Origin of the sequence: Streptomyces sp. NPDC052396 (assembly GCF_044593195.1) — a bacterium.
Classification (GTDB): Bacteria; Actinomycetota; Actinomycetes; order Streptomycetales; family Streptomycetaceae; genus Streptomyces.
In genome coordinates, this window is sequence record NZ_JBIUAW010000008.1 from 416922 (window position 1) to 434199 (window position 17278).

Below are 17278 nucleotides of genomic sequence, written 5' to 3' on the forward strand. Positions count from 1 at the left end.
GGGTGAGGGCCTCCGCGAAGGAGGCGCTCACCCCGGTCCACCGTATAGGTCAGCCCTGCTGGCGCTCGACGGCCGCCTTCACCAGGCCGGCGAACAGCGGGTGCGGGCGGGTCGGGCGGGACCGCAGCTCCGGGTGGGCCTGGGTGGCCACCAGGTAGGGGTGGACCTCCCGCGGGTACTCCACGTACTCCACCAGCTTGTTGTCCGGCGAGGTGCCGCAGAACACGATGCCGGCCTTCTTCTCCAGCTCGGCCCGGTAGGCGTTGTTGACCTCGTAGCGGTGGCGGTGGCGCTCCTCGACATACGGGGCGTCGCCGTAGACCTCGCGCACGATGGAGCCCTCGGCCAGCTTGGCCGGGTACATGCCCAGCCGCATGGTGCCGCCCAGGTCGCCCTCGCCGGAGACGATGTCCATCTGCTCGGCCATGGTGGAGATCACCGGGTGGGCGGCGGCCGGGTCGAACTCGGTGGAGTTGGCGCCCTCGATGCCGGCCAGGTTGCGGGCGGCCTCGACGACCACGCACTGCAGACCCAGGCACAGGCCCAGCAGCGGAACCTTGTTCTCCCGGGCGTAGGTGATGGCGCCGACCTTGCCGTCCACGCCGCGCTCGCCGAAGCCGCCCGGGATGCAGATGGCGTCCACGTCACCGAGCTGCTGCTTGGCGCCGGCCGGGGTCTTGCAGTCGTCGGAGGTGACCCACTTGATCTTCACCCGGGCCTTGTTGGCGAAGCCGCCCGCGCGAATGGCCTCGGTCACCGACAGGTAGGCGTCCGGCAGGTCGATGTACTTGCCGACCAGCGCGACCGTCACCTCGTGGTTGGGGTTGTGCACCCGGTCCAGCAGGTCGTCCCACTGGGCCCAGTCCACATCACGGAAGGGCAGGTCCAGCTTGCGCACCACATAGGCGTCCAGGCCCTCGGAGTGCAGCACCTTGGGGATGTCGTAGATCGACTTGGCGTCGATCGCGGCGACCACCGCGTCCTCGTCCACATCGCACATCAGCGAGATCTTGCGCTTGATGGCGGTGGGCACCTCGCGGTCGGCGCGCAGCACGATGGCGTCCGGCTGGATGCCGATGTTGCGCAGCGCGGCCACCGAGTGCTGGGTGGGCTTGGTCTTCAGCTCGCCGGACGGCCCGATGTAGGGCAGCAGCGAGATGTGCACCACAAAGACATTGTCCCGGCCGACCTCGTGGCGGACCTGACGGACCGTCTCCAGGAACGGCAGCGACTCGATGTCACCGACGGTGCCGCCGACCTCGGTGATGACCACATCGACGTCCTCGGTGGCCATTCGCCGGATGCGGTGCTTGATCTCGTTGGTGATGTGCGGGATGACCTGCACGGTGTCACCCAGGTACTCGCCCCGCCGCTCCTTGGCGATCACCGAGGAGTACACCTGGCCGGTGGTCACGTTGGCCGAGCCGTCCAGGTCCACGTCCAGGAAGCGCTCGTAGTGACCGATGTCCAGGTCGGTCTCGGCGCCGTCGTTGGTGACGAACACCTCGCCGTGCTGGAACGGGTTCATGGTGCCCGGGTCGACGTTCAGGTACGGGTCGAGCTTCTGCATCGTCACCCGAAGACCGCGCGCCTTGAGCAGCGCCCCCAGGCTGGAGGCCGTCAACCCCTTGCCGAGCGAGGAGGCAACACCGCCGGTGACGAAGAGGTGCTTGGTCGTCGTGGGCTTTGCGGCAATAGCCAAAGGGGGTCTCCCGTGGTCGCGAGGTGAGGTGCGTCAGTGCGATCACCCGGAATTTCCGGGGGCGCCGTCGCTGCGGTTCGGGGGTCTTACTCCCACCGGTCCACGGGCTACCAGGGTATCAGCGCCCCGGGGCAGGCGCGTCCGGTGACGCGGCGCGATGGCCCGGGGAACCCTGCGTCACAGGCCACCCATTCGGCACAGATTCCCCGCCAACCGTCGCGCGTGTCCCAACTCAGCGTCGTATTCTGCTCGGACACACGCAGCGAGCCGACCGGCACGGCACCATCCCGCCCTCCGCCAGACGCATCGATCCGGGCGGAGACCCCATTCCGGAACGAGAGGCTCGTCTCAAGATCGCTTGACCGCAAGGGGCCCTTCGGGGCAACGATTGCCGTTCGACTGGAGATGACGTGGCCGGGCGTATCGAGGATTACGCACTCATCGGTGATATGCAGACCGCCGCCCTGGTCTGCCGGGACGGTACCGCCGACTGGCTGTGCCTGCCCCGGTTCGACTCCCATGCGGCGTTCGCGGGTCTGCTGGGCACCGAGGAGCACGGTTTCTGGCGGGTCGGCCCGGCACACCCCTCGGGGGCGGCGCCACCACGGGCCGACCGGCGCCGCTACCGGGGCGACTCGCTGGTGCTGGAGTCCGAGTGGGACACCGCGCGCGGCACGGTGCGGATCATCGATTTTATGCCGCCGCGTGACGGCGCCCCGCAGCTGATCCGCATCGTGGAGGGCGTCAGCGGCCGGGTGCCCATGCGCTCGGCGATGCGGCTGCGCTTCTCCTACGGCCGGGTGGTGCCCTGGGTACACAAGGTGGGCGACCGCACGGTGGCCGTCGCGGGCCCCGACTCGGTGTGGCTGGACACCACCGCCGACACCTTCGGCAAGGACCTCACCACCTACTCCGACTTCACCGTCTCCCCCGGCGAGCGCATCGCCCTGACCCTCAGCTGGCAGCCCTCGCACCGCGAGCCCCCCGCGCTGCCCGACCCGGAGGGCGCGCTGGAGGCCACCGAGGAGTTCTGGCGGGAGTGGGTGGCGCACTGCACGTACCACGGCCCCTACCGGGACGCGGTGATCCGCTCGCTGATCACGCTCAAGGCGCTCACCTACGCACCCACCGGCGGCATCGTGGCCGCCCCCACCACCTCGCTGCCCGAGGAGATCGGCGGGGTGCGCAACTGGGACTACCGCTTCACCTGGCTGCGGGATGCCGCGATCACCCTCTCCTCGCTGCTGCGCACCGGTTACCGCGAGGAGGCCCGGGCCTGGCGCGAGTGGCTGCTGCGGGCGGTGGCCGGCGACCCGGAGAACCTCCAGATCATGTATGGCATCGCGGGCGAACGGGAGCTGGGCGAGGCGGAGCTGCCCTGGCTGCCGGGGTACGAGAACTCCCAGCCGGTGCGCATCGGCAACGGGGCCGCCAACCAGCTCCAGCTGGACGTCTACGGCGAGGTCACCGAGGCCCTGCACCTGGCCCATATGACCGGCCTGGCCCGCAACGACTACGCCTCGGTGCTCCAGCTGCGGCTGATCAGCTACCTGGAGGACCACTGGATGGAGCCGGACGAGGGCATCTGGGAGGTGCGCGGCCCGCGCCGCCACTTCGTCCACTCCAAGGTGATGGCCTGGGTGGCGGTGGACCGCACCATCAAGCTGATCGAGGCCGGCGATGTGGACGGCCCGCTGGAGCGCTGGCGGGAGCTGCGCGACGACATCCACCGCGATGTCTGCGAGAAGGGCTACGACAAGGAGCGCAACACCTTCACCCAGTCCTACGGCTCCAGGGAGCTGGACGCCTCGCTGCTGCTGATCCCGCAGATGGGCTTTCTGCCGCCGGACGACAAGCGTGTGATCGGCACCATCGAGGCCATCCAGCGCGAGCTGTCCACCCCGGACGGTTTTGTGCTGCGCTACCCCACCGCCGGTGAGGACGCGGGGGTGGACGGCCTGGCGGGTGACGAAGGGGCCTTCCTGGCCTGCTCGTTCTGGCTGGCGGACGACCTGGCCATGATCGGGCGGGTGGACGAGGCCCGCCAGCTCTTCGAGAAACTGCTGGCCCTGCGCAACGACCTGGGGCTGCTGGCGGAGGAGTGGGATCCGCGCCTCAAGCGCCAAGTGGGCAACTTCCCGCAGGCGTTCAGCCATGTTCCGCTGATCGACACCGCGCTGCGGCTCACCGCGTCGAGCGCGTTCGGAGGCTGAAGTACAGCGCCAGCGCCCCGACTGGGGCGGCGAGTGCAGCGGCGGCGGCGTTCAGCCCGCCGTAGCCGTAGCGGGCGGCCAGCGCGCCGGAGAGTGCGCCACCGCCCGCCCCCACCAGGTTCATCAGGGTGTCCGACAGCCCCTGCACCTCCGGCCGGTGTGCCGCGTCCACCGACTCGCTGAGCAGGGTGGAGCCCGCGACCGTGGCACAGGACCAGCCCACTCCCAGCAGGAACAGCCCGGCGGCCACCGGCAGTTGGCGACCGCCGGAGGCCCCGGCCAGCAGGGTGGCCAGTACAAAGACCGTCTGCCCCAGCAGGATCACCGGCACCCGGCCGATCCGGTCGGCCAGCCGTCCCACCAGCGGGGAGAGCCCGTACATCCCGGCCACATGCAGGCTGATGGTCAGCCCCACCACGCTCAGCGAGGCTCCGTGGTGGGCCAGTTGGACCGGCGTCATGGTCATCACCGACACCATCACCGCATGTCCCAGCACCAGGGCGCCCAGGCCGGTGAGCGCGGCGTGCGAGGCCGTCACCTGCCGCAGGGCGCCGCGCATCCGGACGCCGAAGCGCTCCGGCGCCGCCCGCCGCTCCGGCCCCGGGCCGCCCGCCGACAGCAGTGGATCGGGGCGCAGCCGCAGCCGGATGACCGCCCAGCCGGTGAGGAAGGCGGCCACCGAGAAGACAAAGGTGCCCGCCGGTCCGGGCAGCCCCAGCGCGCCGGCCAGCGCCTCGCCGGGTCCGCTGAGGTTGGGGCCCAGCACGCTGCCCACGGTGGTGGACCACACCACCAGCGACAACGCCCGGGCCCGGCCCCCCGGTTCGGCCAGGTCGGTGGCCGCGTACCGGGACTGCAGATTGGCGGCGGAGGCCGCGCCGATCAGCAGCATCCCGAACAGGGTCAGCGGCACCTGCCCCAGCCCCGCGGCCACCGGTACGATCACCGCCCCCACCGCCGCCACCAGCCAGCCGGTGCCCAGCCCGGCCCGCCGGCCGCGCGCCCGGGACAGCGCGGCCAGCGGCACCGAGAGCAGCGCCGCGCCCAGGGTGGCCACCGTGGTGGCCAGTCCGGCGGTGGCGGCGGAGCCGCTCAGCCGCTCGATCAGCAGCCCGCCGGAGGAGATCATCGAACCCATCCCGGTCCCGGCGACCACCTGCGCGGCCATCAGCACCCGGACGGTGTGCCGCTGCAGAGCGGCCCGGTCCAGCGCAACAACACCAGGCGAAATACCGGGTATTTCGGGCTCGTTGGGGCGAGGGGAGGCTGTCGTCATGCGGCACAGGGTAGAAGCCGTCCCCGGCCCGCGACAGCGCTGACCAGTAGCAATCCCCCCACCCGTCACATAGGTTCCAGCCATGCGACCGCAAGGCACCATCACCGTGGCCCGAGCCCTGGAACTGCCCGCGCTGCGCCGGGGCCTGCCCGAGGTGATGGCCGCCGCCGACCGGCTGCACCGCCCGGTGCGCTGGGTGCACGCCGGCGAGGCCCCCAATATCGCCGCCCTGCTCAAGGGCGGGGAGCTGCTGCTCACCACCGGCCTCGGCCTGGGCAGCCGCCCCGCCGAGCAGCGTGCCTTCGTCCGCGGCCTGGCCGAACGCGATATCGCCGCCCTGGTCGTGGAGCTGGGCTCCCGCTTCACCACGCTCCCGCCCGCCATCGTGGACAGCGCCCGCACCCATGGCCTGCCACTGGTCCAGCTGCACCGCGAGGTGCCCTTTGTGGCCGTCACCGAGGAGATCCACACCGAGCTGGTCAGCGAGCACTACACCCTGCTGCGCAGCGCCGAGTCGGTGCACCGCGACTGCACCGAGGCCCTGTTGCGCGGCGGCGGAATCCCCGAGGTGCTGCGGCTGTTCGCCGGCTTCACGGGCAACCCGGTCTTCCTGGAGTCCGCCGACGGGCGGCTGCTCTACGCGGCCGGCCCCTCCCCCGCGCCCGCCGGCGCCGCCGACCCGCTCCAGGTCTGGGACGGGCTGGGCGGGGCCGGCCTGGCCGGGCGGCTGACCGCCGAGGTCCCCGGCTCCGGTCCGGGACCGGACCCGGTACGGGCCCGGCTGACCGTGCTGCCGGTCAACTCCCCGCCCACCCCGGTGCACCGGATCGCCGCCGAGCGGCTGGCCGGCCTGCTGGCGGTGGTGCTGCTCCAGGCCCGCCAGGAGGAGGAGCTGGCGGCCTGCGGTCGCGGCGACTTCCTCACCGCCCTGGCCGGGAAGCGCGTCGACCCGGTGGACGCCCCCGCCCAGGCCCGCGTGCTGGGCTTCCGCCCCGGCCCCGGCCCCCTGCTGCCGGTGACCCTGCGCATCACCACCGACCCACTGCCGGGCGCCGGCTGGGCCGCGCTGACCTGCGCGGTCCAGAAGGAACTGACGGCCGTGGGCGCACCGGTGCTGCTGGGCGTACAACGGCCGGAGGGCCGGCTTCCGCTGCTGGTGGGCCTGCGCGAGGAGGCCGAGCGCCCGGCGGTCGCGGACCGGCTGGCGGCCGCGCTGCGGGCCGGTACGGAACGGGCCGGCGCCCGGCACCCGGTGGTGGTGGTCGGCGCGGTGGCCGACTGGGCGACGGCGGGCGCCGGGCTGCGGCACACCGCGGACGCGGCGACGGTGGCCCAGGGCCTGCCGGACCGCCCCTGGCACGATGTGCGGCGGCTGGATGTGGACCTGCTGCTGTGGCGGCTGCGCTCCCATGGGGATCTGGCGGCCTTTGTCCAGCGGGTGATCGGCCCGCTGCTGGCCCACGACCGCGCGGCCCGGCCCCCGCTGCTGCCCACCCTGGAGGTCTATCTGGCCCACGCGGGCCGCAAGGCGGAAACGGCCCGCGCCCTCCACCTCAACCGGCAGACCCTCTATGACCGGCTGGCCCGCGTCTCCCGGCTCCTCGCCGCGGACCTGGACGATCCGGACACGGCCCTCGCCCTCAATCTGGCCCTGCGCGCGCGGCGTTGGGCGACCGACTGACACCCACGGGAGAGCTCACGGCAACGGCCGGCGCGTGGGCGAGGTCAAAAACGCGAGCCCAACTCATCGTAAACAGACAGCACATGCGCGACCGTGTCGTCCTCCGAAGGCCAGCTCGCCGCCTGCAACCGCCCGGCAGCGGCAAGCCGGGCCCGCCGCACGGGATCCGCCAGCAACCCGGAAACCGCCACGGCAAGCGCCTCCGCGTCCCCGAACGGCACCAACTGAGCCGCGTCCCCCACCAGATCCGGCACACTCCCCACCGAGGTGGCCACCAGAGCCACCCCCGCGTGCAGCGCCTCCTGGGCCAGCAGCGACCGCGCCTCCCAGCAGGACGGCAGCACCGCCACATCCGCCGCCGCCAGCAGCTCCGGCACGTCCTCCCGCAACCCCACCAACCGCACCGGCAGCCCCTCGTCCTCGATCCGCCACTGCAACAGCGCCCGTTGCGAACCCTCCCCCGCCACGATCAGCAGCGGCTCCGGGTCCAGCTCACGCCACCGGCGTGCCGCGTCGAAGAGCAGCCCGTATCCCTGGTCCGGTTCCAGCCGCCCCACCGCCACCAGCAACGGGCGCCCCAGCACGCCCAGTTCGGCCCGTACCTTGTCCCGGGGCACCTCGTCCTCACCCGGATCGGGCGCCGGCCGCGGCGCCGGAAAGGCCACCGGTGCCAGCCGGGCGTCCCGCGCCCCGCGCAGCCGCGCCTGGTCCACCAGGTCCGAGGAGGCGCCCAGCACCACCGTCGCCCGGCGGGCCGCCCGGCGTTCCATCAGCCGCACCATATGCGCCCGCGCCCCCACCGCCCGTACCCGGCGGTGCCAGGTGACCACCAGCGGCGTGGCCCGGCCGCGCAGCGCCAGCGCGGCCAGCACCCCCGAGCGCAGCCCATGGGCGTGCACCACATCGGCGTCCGCCACGGCCGCCCGGATCCCGGCGACCGCCAGCGCGTCGGTGCCGGTGGGCAACGCCTCGAAGGCGGCGCCCGCTTCGGTGAAGCCGTACCGCAGCCCGGTGCGCCCCGGCGCGCACACCGTCACCCGCAGCCCCCGGGCGACCAACCCGGCCGCCAGCGACCGCACATGGGCTCCGCTGCCCGCGCTGCCACTACCCAGGACCTGCACGGCATGCAGGGGCTCCGGCCCCTGGGACACGGCGGGTGTGCTGCTCACGCGAGGAAGGCTCCTGGCTCGGCATCGGCGGGGCGCTACGGGAGTAAGAACTGCGGTACTGCGGAGGTACATCGGCGCATGGCACCGCGCGGTGCCGTAGGCCAGGATGCCAGCCGCCACCGACATCCCGGCACCGCCGCCCCGTGGCGGGCCTGCCCTGCCTCGCCCCCACATCCCCGGATTCACCCGGTTTGGTGACCCGATGCTCTGAGTTGAACCGGATGCTCTGGCTTGAACCAGATGAACCGGATCGGCCAGATGAACCGGATCGACCGGTTGAACCGGATGAGCGGGATGAACTGGATGAGCGGGATGAGGCGGATGCCCGAGAAGCCCTACCCCACCGCCGCCCGCGCCGCCGCCAGCAGCTCCTCCGCATGCGCCCGGGCCAGCTGGGAGTCCTCCTGGCCGGCCAGCATCCGGGAGAGTTCACGCACCCGGTCCTCGCCCTCCATGGCCTGCACCCCGCTGCGGGTCACCGAGCCCTCATGGGTCTTCTCCACCACCAGGTGCCGGTCGGCGAACGCGGCCACCTGCGGCAGGTGGGTGACCACCACCACCTGAGCGGACCGGGCCAGCCGGGCCAGGCGCCGGCCGACCTCGACCGCCGCCTTGCCGCCCACGCCCGCGTCCACCTCGTCGAAGAGATAAGTGGGCACCGGGTCGGATCCGGCGAAGACCACCTCCACGGCGAGCATCACCCGGGACAGCTCACCGCCCGAGGCGCCCTTGGCGATGGGCCGCGGCTGGGCGCCCGGGTGCGGGGTGAGCAGCAGCTCCACCTCGTCCGCACCCTGCGGCCCGTAGGCCACCGCCCGGCCGCCCACCTCGATGCCGGACTCCTGGTCCGCCACCTCGTTCTGCCGGATGGCGAAGCTCACCCGGGCGTGCGGCATGGCCAGTTCGGCCAGTTCCCCGGTGACGGCCGCGGCGAATCGCTTCGCCGCCTCCTCACGGGCGTCAGTCAACTGCTGGGCCAGCGCGCCCAGTTCGTCCCGCAGGGCGGTGTGCTCCGCGGCCAGCTCGGCGATCCGGTCGTCATCGCCCTCCAGCTCGCCCAGCCGCTCGGCACCGCGCTCGGCCCAGGCCAGCACGGCGGCGATGCCCTCGCCGGACTCGTCGTACTTGCGGGTGAGGTGGGTCAGCGCGGCCCGGCGTTCCTCCACGGCCGCCAGCCGCCGGGGGTCGGCGTCCAGGTCGGAGGCGTAGCCGGCCAGTTCCCCGGCCACATCGGAGAGCAGGATGCCGATCTCGCCCAGCCGCTCGGCCAGTGCGGCCAGCGCCGGGTCGTGGGAGCGTACGGCCTCCAGCGCGCGGTGCGCCCCGGCCACCAGGGTGGTGGCGTCCACCGCCTCGGGGTCCTCCGGATTGCCGGCCAGGGCGGCGTGCGCGGCGCTGGCGGCGGAGGCCAGGACCTCGGCATGGCCGAGCCGCTCGGCCTCGGCGGCGAGCTCGGTGTCCTCGCCGGGCAGCGGCTCGGCGGCGGCGATCTCGTCCAGCCCGAAGCGCAGCAGGTCGGCCTCCTGGGCGCGCTCCCGGGCCCGGGTGGTCAGCTCGGTCAGCTCGGCGGAGACGGCGCGCAGCCGGCGGTAGGCGTCGGTGTACTTCGCCAGGGGGGCGGCCACCGCCTCGCCCGCGTACCGGTCCAGCGCCTGCCGCTGCCGGGCCGGGCGCAGCAGCCCCTGCTGGTCGGTCTGCCCGTGCACGGCCACCAGTTCCTCGGCCAGCTCACCCAGCAGCCCGACGGGTACGCTCCGGCCGCCCAGATGGGCCCGGGAGCGTCCCTCGGCGGAAAGGGTGCGGCTGATCAGCAGGGTGCCGTCGTCGAGTTCGGCGCCGGCCTCCTCGGCCCGCAGGGCCACCGCCGAGCGCTCGTCCACCGCCAGCCGTCCCTCGACCACGGCGGACTTGGCGCCGACACGCACCAGCGCCGGGTCGGCGCGACCGCCGAGCAGCAGCCCGAGGCTGGTCACGACCATGGTCTTGCCCGCCCCGGTCTCGCCGGTCACCGCGGTAAAACCGGGTGACAGCTCGACCACCGCGTCATCGATGACGCCCAAGGACCGGATCCGCATCTCCTCCAACACGGATACGACCATACGAGGTTCCGGGGCGCCCCCGCGACGGCCTCCCCCACCGACCGCCCTGGAGGCACCACCACCACCGTTCCGGGTGACCGCCCCATGGTGCGTACTCCCGGTGCGCACCAGGCCGGATCCGTGAACCCGCGTACCCGGACCGTCACCCTCCTGCCGGCCGCGGCCCTCACCCTGTCCGGCGCCGGCTCGGGCCGGTTCCGGCAGCGCGGCGTCCGGGCGCCCGGTAAGGGGCGCGGGGCGGTTCCGTCATGCAGCTCCGCCGCGTGGGCGCGACCAGCCCCACACAACCCGCGCCCAAAAGCCGGCGGCACCCCACCAGGGCCACGGGGCGGTTCTGTCATACAGCTCCGCCGCGTGGGCGCGACCAGCCACATACGACCCGCAGCCGAACACCCTCCCCCCAGCGGAGCGCTAATGCGGCGCCCCCCGCCAACCCGCCACCGGCAAAGCGAACTTCGCCACCAGCCGGTCCGTGAACGACGCATGGTGCAGCCGGGCCAGCCGCACCGGAACCGCCCCGCGCCGTACCTCCACCCGCGCACCGGCGGGGAGTTCAATGGTCCGCCGGCCGTCACACCACAGCACCCCATTGGGCGTCTGCGGCTGCACCTCCACCGCCAGCACCGAATCAGGCGCCGTCACCAAGGGCTTGGCGAACAGCGCATGCGCGCTGATCGGCACCATCAGCAGCGCCTCCACCTCCGGCCACACCACCGGCCCGCCCGCCGAGAAGGCATAGGCGGTCGATCCGGTCGGCGTGGCACAGACCACCCCATCACCGCCGAAGCGCGACACCGGACGGCCGTCCACCTCGGTGACCACTTCCAACAGCCGCTCCCGGGCCGCCTTTTCCACCGAGGCCTCGTTCAACGCCCAGTCGGTGTGCACCACATGGCCGTCCGTGCGCACCAGCACATCGAGGGTCATCCGCTCCTCGACCTCGTACGCCCGGGTCACCACCCGGTCCACGACCTTGTCCAGGTCGTCCCGTTCGGCCTCGGCCAGGAAGCCCACCCGTCCCAGATTAACGCCCAGCAGCGGCACCCCGGAGCGCCGGGCGAACTCCGCGCCGCGCAGCAGGGTGCCATCACCGCCGAGCACCACCAGCAGCTCGCAGCCCTCCAGCACATCCGGTTGTCCCGGACCGGCCTCCATCCGCTCCACCGAGGCGGGCAGCGGCAGATCGGCGGCCTCCTCGGCCAGCACCCGCACCCCGATGCCGCAGCGCAGCAGCCCCTGGACGACGAGTTCCGCACTGCGGATGGCCGCCGGACGGCCGGTGTGCGCGAGCAGAAAGACGGTCCGTCTCCCTGTTCCCGATGTCTGCGGTGTCGCTTCTGTAGTGGTCAACGGGGCCCCTCCGCCACTGCACGGTCAACGTCCGCCGGGTCCAGTTCAGGCGCACCGGCGCGCAGCCACAGAAAGTACTCGACGTTGCCCGAGGGCCCGGGCAGCGGGCTGGCGGTCACCCCCAGCACCCCCAGCCCCAGCTCGGCCGCCTGCCCGGCGACCGTACGCACCGCCTCCGCCCGCAGCTGGGTGCTGCGCACCACGCCGCCGCTGCCCAGCCGCTCCTTGCCCACCTCGAACTGCGGCTTCACCATCAGCACCAGGTCCGCGTCGGGCGCGGCGCACCGCACCAGCGCGGGCAGCACCAGCCCCAGCGGAATGAAGGACAGATCGCCCACCACCAGATCGACCGGCTGCCCATCGAGCTGCTCCAATGTCAACTCCCGCACATTGGTACGGTCCTTGACGACCACCCGCTCATCGCTCTGCAGCGACCAGGCCAGCTGCCCGTAGCCCACGTCCACCGCGACCACCTGCGCGGCCCCGGCGCGCAGCAGCACATCGGTGAAGCCACCGGTCGAGGCGCCCGCGTCCAGCGCCCGCCGTCCCTCGACCGTCAGCCCGCGCGGCACAAAGGCGGCCAGCGCGCCGGCCAGCTTGTGCCCGCCCCGCGAGACATAGTCCGGGTCGCTGTCGTCCTGGGTGACCACCAGCGCCGCGCTGGTCTCCACCTGGGTCGCGGGCTTGGTCGCCCTGGCGCCGCCGACGGTCACCCGACCCGCGGCGATCAGCTGGCTGGCATGCTCCCGCGAGCGGGCCAGCTTGCGGCGCACCAGCTCCGCGTCGAGTCGGCGACGGGTCACTGCCACGTGCGGTTCAGCTCCTGAGGTCGTACGGACGGGCCGGGGCACCCCCGGCCTGGGCGGAGGAGGGACGGTCCAGCGCGGCCAGCGCCTCACGCAGCCCCCGGTGTACATCCTCGTACACCTCCAGATGGCCGCCGACGCCGAGGTGGTCGGCGTCGGCGAGGCGCTCCAGCTGCGCGTCCACATCGGGGTTGCCGGTGGGCGTCCGCTCGACGCCCAGGCCCTGGTTCGGCTCGGTCATGGCCCCGACGCTACCTTGACCGGTGTACCGTCCAGGGCAATGGCGACCACGGAGGAGTGCCTGAGCGCACTCGACCGGCTGGCGGAGAACCTGGCGACGGCCAACGAGGAGCTCCGCGGCGCGGCCATGCTCGACCGCTCGCTCAGCTGCCATGCCACCGACCTCGGCGTCACCTTTGTGGGCCACCTCAGGGAGGGCCACCTCAGGGAGGTACGCACCGTCCAGGACGTCCCCGAGCGGCGGGCCGAGATCGGCCTGGAGCTGACCAGCGACGACCTGATCGCCCTGGTCGACGGCCGGCTCAACTTCGCCCGTGCCTGGGCGGCGGGACGGATCCGGCTGCAGGCGAGCCTGCGGGACATCCTGCGCATGCGATCGCTGTTCTAGCGGCGCCCCACTCGGCGCGGTGTGCAGCGCCCACGCCGACGCGCTCCGGGGCGCCCCCAAGGGGGAGCGGGGCGGCCGCGTCAGGCGACTCCGCCGCATGGGCGCGACCAGCCACAGCCGGCCCGCGCCCCGGAAACGCATCCGGATCCGCGACGGCGCGGCCCCTGATCCGCCGGACACAACCCGGCTAGGCGAGCGTCCGCAACCCCAGCCGGCCCAACGCCTTCCCCGCCTCCAGCGAGCAGGAACCCTCGCCCGCCGCCGTCCAGGCCACCGCGCACAGCGCCCGCAGCCCGTCGACCGCCTGCCCCTCACCGTCCAGGACAAGCTCCCCGCCGACCGCCGAGGCGGTCCAGCCGCCGCACCCGAACCCGGCTCCCGCCACGGAAACCTCCGGCTGCGGCTCCAGCAGCCCCCGCAGATCCTCCGCCACATAGGTCGGCCGGTGCCGCGGCTCCGCCGTCAGCAGCAGCGCCGGGGTGGTCACCCCGGTGAGCACCAGCAGCGAGTCCACCCCGCCCGCGTACGCGCCCTCGATGTCCGTGTCCAGCCGGTCACCCACCACCAACGGCCGCCGGGCCCCGGTGCGCAGCACCGTCTCCCGGTGCATGGGCGGCTGCGGCTTCCCGGCCACCCGGGGCGCACCGCCCGAGGCGATCCGCACCACCTCCACCGCCGCCCCGTTGCCCGGGGCGATGCCGCGCCCGCTGGGAATGGTCAGATCCGCGTTGGAGGCGAACCACGGCACCCCCCGGCGCACCGCATAGGACGCCTCCATCAGCCGGGACCAGGGCATGTCCGGCCCGCCGTAGCCCTGCGCCACCGCCGCCGGATCGTCATCCGCCGAGTCCACCGGCACCAGCCCGCGCTCACGCAGTGCGACCCGCAGCCCCTCCCCACCGGTCACCAACACCCGCGAGCCCTCGGGCAGTTCGTCCGCGATCAGCCGGGCCACCGCCTGGGCGGAGGTGATCACATCCGTGGAGGCGGCCGGTATCCCCAGCTCGGTGAGGTGCCCGGCCACCGCCTGCGGAGTGCGCAGGGCGTTGTTGGTCACATAGGCGAGCCGCATCCCGCCGGACCGGGCCTCCGCCAGGGAGTCCACCGCGTGCCCGATGGCCCGCCCGCCCGCGTACACCACGCCGTCCAGGTCCAGCAGCGCGGTGTCATAGGCCCTGCCGAGCGGCAGCTCACTGCCGTCGGTCCGGGTACGGACGCCTTCGCTCATGCCGAGTTCGCTCCTTGTGCCGTTCATCTCTATTTTTTTCGATCATTGCTCATCCGGCCATGGGACATAACATTTCCCAATGACCACTCCAGGCCGCCGTGCAGGGCAAGGACTCCAACTCGCCCCCTTCCGAGGGCTGCGCTATGTCGCGGAGCGCGTGGGCAGCCTCGCGGCCGTCACCTCGCCACCGTACGACGTGGTGGTGCGCCCGGACGGCCTGCGGCATCTGGAGACCGCCGACCCGTACAACATCGTCCGGCTGATCCTCCCGCAGGCGGCCACCGCCGCCGAACGTCACCGCCAGGCCGCCGAGACCCTGCGCCGCTGGCAGGACCAGCACATCCTGGCCCCCGACCCCACACCGGCGCTCTATGTCTACGAGCAGCGCGGCGAAGGCATACTCCAGCGCGGCCTGATCGGCGCCCTGCGTCTGACCCCGCGCGAGGAGGGCATCGTCCTGCCGCACGAGGACGTCATGCCGCACATCATCGAGGACCGCGCCGCCCTGATGCGGGACACCGGCGCCAACCTGGAGCCGCTGCTGTTCGCCTACCGCGGCAACGGCACCACCACCGGGGCGGCCGCGGTGATCGAGGAGACCACCCGCACCGAGCCGCTGCTGTCCACCACCACCGACGACGGCTACGCCCACCGCCTGTGGTCGGTGACCGACCCCGACGAGCTGGCCCGCATCGGCGAGGACCTCGCCGGGCAGCGCGCCCTGATCGCCGACGGCCACCACCGCTGGGCCACCTATCTGCGCCTGCGTGCCGAGCAACCGGAGCCCGGGCCCTGGGACTTCGGCCTGGTGCTGCTGGTGGACACCGCCCGCTACCCGCTGCGGGTACGCGCCATCCACCGCCTGCTGCACCGCCTCCCGGTGGCCGAGGCACTGGCCTCGCTGGGCGGGGCGTTCCGGGTCCGCACCCTGGATGTGCCGCTGTCCGGCGCGCTGGACGCGCTGGCCGAGGCCAAGGCCGCGGACCGGACCGGCAATGCCTTCGTCCTCGCCGGCGACGGCCGCTTCCACCTGCTGGACCGCCCGGACCCGGCCCTGCTGGCCCGTACCGTCCCGGCCGACCGCCCGTGCGCCTGGCGTGAGCTGGACGCCACCGTGCTGCACTCGGCCCTGCTGGAAGCGGTCTGGCGGGTGCCGGACGACCCGGAGCACATCGGCTACATCCATGACACCGCGGCGGTCGTGGCCCAGGCCGAACGGCATGACGCCACGGCCGTGCTGATGCACCCGGTCCATGAGGACGTGGTACGCGAGCTGGCCGAACAGGGCGTCACCATGCCGCACAAGTCCACCTCCTTCGGCCCGAAGCCGGCAACCGGGCTGGTGCTGCGGAGCCTTGACCTCAACTGACCGGGGCCAGGGCCCAACAGACCGAGGGCGGAACCCGGTTGGGTTCCGCCCTCGTCAGTTCAGCCGCCGGACTCAGCCCTGCTCGCCGGACTCCTTGACGTCCTTGACGTCACCGGCGTCCTCGGCGTCACCGGCCTCCTTGGACTCCTTGGCCTCCTCGGCGCCGCCCTGCGGCTCGTCCCGGAGCTCCTCGGACTCGTCCAGCGCGTCGGTGAACTCCACGCCGTCCAGCTCGGCCAGCCGGTCGGAGGCGTTGGTGCTGCCGCCCTGGTCGGCCTCCAGCGCCTTGGCGAACCACTCCCGCGCCTCGGCCTCGCGGCCCACCTCCAGCAGCGCCTCGGCGTAGGCGTAGCGCAGCCGCGCGGTCCACGGCTGGATGGAGCTGGAGGCCAGCTCCGGGCTCTGCAGGGTGACCACGGCCGCGTCCGCCTGGCCCATGTCCTTGCGGGCGCCGGCGGCGACCAGGCGCATCTCGACCTGGCCCGCCTTGTCCAGCTTCTGCACCTCGGGCTCACCGGCCATGGCCAGCGCACGCTCCGGACGGCCCATGCCACGCTCGCAGTCGGCCATGATCGGCCACAGCTCCACCGAGCCGGTCATCCGACGGGCGGCCCGGAACTCGGCCAGCGCCTCGGCGTACTTGCCGGTCGCGTACGAGGCGAAGCCGGCGGCCTCCCGGACGGCTGCGACCCGCGACGCGAGCCGCAGCGCGACCCGCGAGTACCCGTAAGCCTGCTCCGGGTCCTCGTCCAGCAGCCTGGCGACCATGACCAGGTTGCGCGCCACATCCTCGGCAAGCGTCTTGGGCAGGCTCAGCAGCTCCTGCCGGACGTCCTGGTCGATCTCCTCACCGGTGACCTCCTCGGGGATGGGCAGCCGCTTCACCGGCTCCCGGTCGCCACGCTCCCGGTCACGGTCCCGGTCGTCCCGGCGGCCATAACCACGGGAACGGTCGTCCCGGCCCCGGAAGCCGCCACCCTGGCGGTCCCGGTCATCGCGACGGAAACCGCCCCGGTCCCGGTCGTCCCGACGGCCGAAGCCACCGCGGTCGTCCCGGCGCTCGTCCCGGCGGAACCCGCCCGGACGCTCATCACGCCGCTCATCCCGGCGGAAACCACCCCGCTCCTCGTGCCGCCGGGGACCCCGCTCATCCCGACGGTCGTCACGGCGCTCGTCCCGGCGGAAGCCACCCGGACGCTCATCACGCCGCTCATCGCGACGGAAACCACCCCGCTGGTCGTCGTCCCGACGCGGACCACGGTCATCGCGACGGTCATCACGACGGAAGCCACCACGATCCCGGTCGTCCCGACGACCGTAGCCGCCACGGTCGTCATCCCGGCGGCCGAAGCCACCGCCCGGGCGGCCGCCACGGTCGTCACGGCGCTCGTCCCGGCGGAAGCCGCCCGGACGCTCATCACGCCGCTCATCGCGACGGAAACCACCCCGCTGGTCATCGTCCCGACGCGGACCACGGTCATCACGGCGCTCATCGCGACGGAAGGAGGGACGCTCATCACGCCGCTCATCCCGGCGGAAACCACCCCGCTGGTCGTCGTCCCGACGCGGACCACGGTCATCGCGACGGTCATCACGACGGAAACCACCACGATCCCGGTCGTCCCGACGACCGTAGCCACCACGGTCGTCATCCCGGCGACCGAAGCCACCGCCCGGGCGGCCGCCACGGTCGTCACGGCGCTCGTCCCGGCGGAAGCCGCCCGGACGCTCATCACGCCGCTCATCGCGACGGAAAG

General features: G+C 73.1%; 14 protein-coding genes. 4 read left to right on the forward strand and 10 right to left on the reverse strand.

Annotated features, from left to right (window positions below; genetic code table 11):
- Positions 1-49: 49 nt before the first annotated feature.
- Complete coding sequence (locus tag ACIHFE_RS23440) at positions 50-1702, reverse strand: CTP synthase (protein WP_400109247.1); 1653 nt, start codon at positions 1700-1702, stop codon at positions 50-52.
- 410 nt (positions 1703-2112) lie between these two features.
- On the opposite strand from ACIHFE_RS23440, the gene ACIHFE_RS23445 reads away from it, so the two are divergent.
- Positions 2113-3915 (forward strand): glycoside hydrolase family 15 protein, encoded by a 1803-nt coding sequence (locus ACIHFE_RS23445; protein WP_400109249.1) that lies wholly within the window; start codon positions 2113-2115, stop codon positions 3913-3915.
- Here the strand turns inward: ACIHFE_RS23445 and ACIHFE_RS23450 are convergent.
- Positions 3887-5191: an MFS transporter gene (locus ACIHFE_RS23450; RefSeq protein ID WP_400109251.1), complete on the reverse strand. Its 1305-nt coding sequence runs from the start codon at positions 5189-5191 to the stop codon at positions 3887-3889. The genes ACIHFE_RS23445 and ACIHFE_RS23450 overlap by 29 nt on opposite strands.
- A gap of 82 nt (positions 5192-5273) precedes the next feature.
- On the opposite strand from ACIHFE_RS23450, the gene ACIHFE_RS23455 reads away from it, so the two are divergent.
- Complete coding sequence (locus tag ACIHFE_RS23455) at positions 5274-6872, forward strand: PucR family transcriptional regulator (RefSeq protein ID WP_400109253.1); 1599 nt, start codon at positions 5274-5276, stop codon at positions 6870-6872.
- Positions 6873-6916: 44 nt separating this feature from the next.
- Here the strand turns inward: ACIHFE_RS23455 and ACIHFE_RS23460 are convergent, their stop codons facing one another.
- From ACIHFE_RS23460 to ACIHFE_RS23480, 5 genes are all read right to left on the reverse strand, one after another.
- Entirely contained in the window at positions 6917-8041 is a 1125-nt protein-coding gene (locus tag ACIHFE_RS23460; protein WP_400109255.1) for a glycosyltransferase family 4 protein, read from the reverse strand.
- A 335-nt stretch (positions 8042-8376) separates the two neighbouring features.
- On the reverse strand, positions 8377-10140 hold the full coding sequence (gene recN / locus ACIHFE_RS23465; protein ID WP_400109257.1) for a DNA repair protein RecN: 1764 nt from the start codon (positions 10138-10140) through the stop codon (positions 8377-8379).
- Between the two features lie 411 nt (positions 10141-10551).
- On the reverse strand, positions 10552-11490 hold the full coding sequence (locus ACIHFE_RS23470; RefSeq protein ID WP_400109259.1) for an NAD kinase: 939 nt from the start codon (positions 11488-11490) through the stop codon (positions 10552-10554).
- Entirely contained in the window at positions 11487-12293 is an 807-nt protein-coding gene (locus ACIHFE_RS23475; RefSeq protein WP_400109316.1) for a TlyA family RNA methyltransferase, read from the reverse strand. Before ACIHFE_RS23475 ends, ACIHFE_RS23470 begins: the two co-directional genes overlap by 4 nt.
- Before the next feature lie 13 nt (positions 12294-12306).
- Positions 12307-12537: a hypothetical protein gene (locus ACIHFE_RS23480; protein ID WP_400109261.1), complete on the reverse strand. Its 231-nt coding sequence runs from the start codon at positions 12535-12537 to the stop codon at positions 12307-12309.
- A gap of 39 nt (positions 12538-12576) precedes the next feature.
- Between ACIHFE_RS23480 and ACIHFE_RS23485 the strand changes: the two genes are divergently transcribed.
- Positions 12577-12924 carry a sterol-binding protein gene (locus tag ACIHFE_RS23485; protein WP_400109263.1) on the forward strand — a complete coding sequence of 116 codons (348 nt, stop codon included), beginning with the start codon at positions 12577-12579 and terminating at the stop codon, positions 12922-12924.
- Between the two features lie 187 nt (positions 12925-13111).
- Here ACIHFE_RS23485 and ACIHFE_RS23490 read toward each other — a convergent pair whose 3' ends face one another.
- Entirely contained in the window at positions 13112-14152 is a 1041-nt protein-coding gene (locus ACIHFE_RS23490) for an HAD hydrolase-like protein (RefSeq protein ID WP_400109265.1), read from the reverse strand.
- Between the two features lie 79 nt (positions 14153-14231).
- On the opposite strand from ACIHFE_RS23490, the gene ACIHFE_RS23495 reads away from it, so the two are divergent.
- The gene (locus ACIHFE_RS23495) at positions 14232-15521 is read left to right on the forward strand and encodes a DUF1015 family protein (protein WP_400109267.1); all 1290 of its coding nucleotides are present in this window, start codon (positions 14232-14234) and stop codon (positions 15519-15521) included.
- 72 nt (positions 15522-15593) lie between these two features.
- Here ACIHFE_RS23495 and ACIHFE_RS23500 read toward each other — a convergent pair whose 3' ends face one another.
- Positions 15594-16397 (reverse strand): hypothetical protein, encoded by an 804-nt coding sequence (locus ACIHFE_RS23500; RefSeq protein ID WP_400109318.1) that lies wholly within the window; start codon positions 16395-16397, stop codon positions 15594-15596.
- Positions 16398-16402: 5 nt separating this feature from the next.
- Positions 16403-17278: hypothetical protein (locus tag ACIHFE_RS23505; RefSeq protein WP_400109268.1), on the reverse strand; the 876-nt coding region annotated here is incomplete at its 5' end.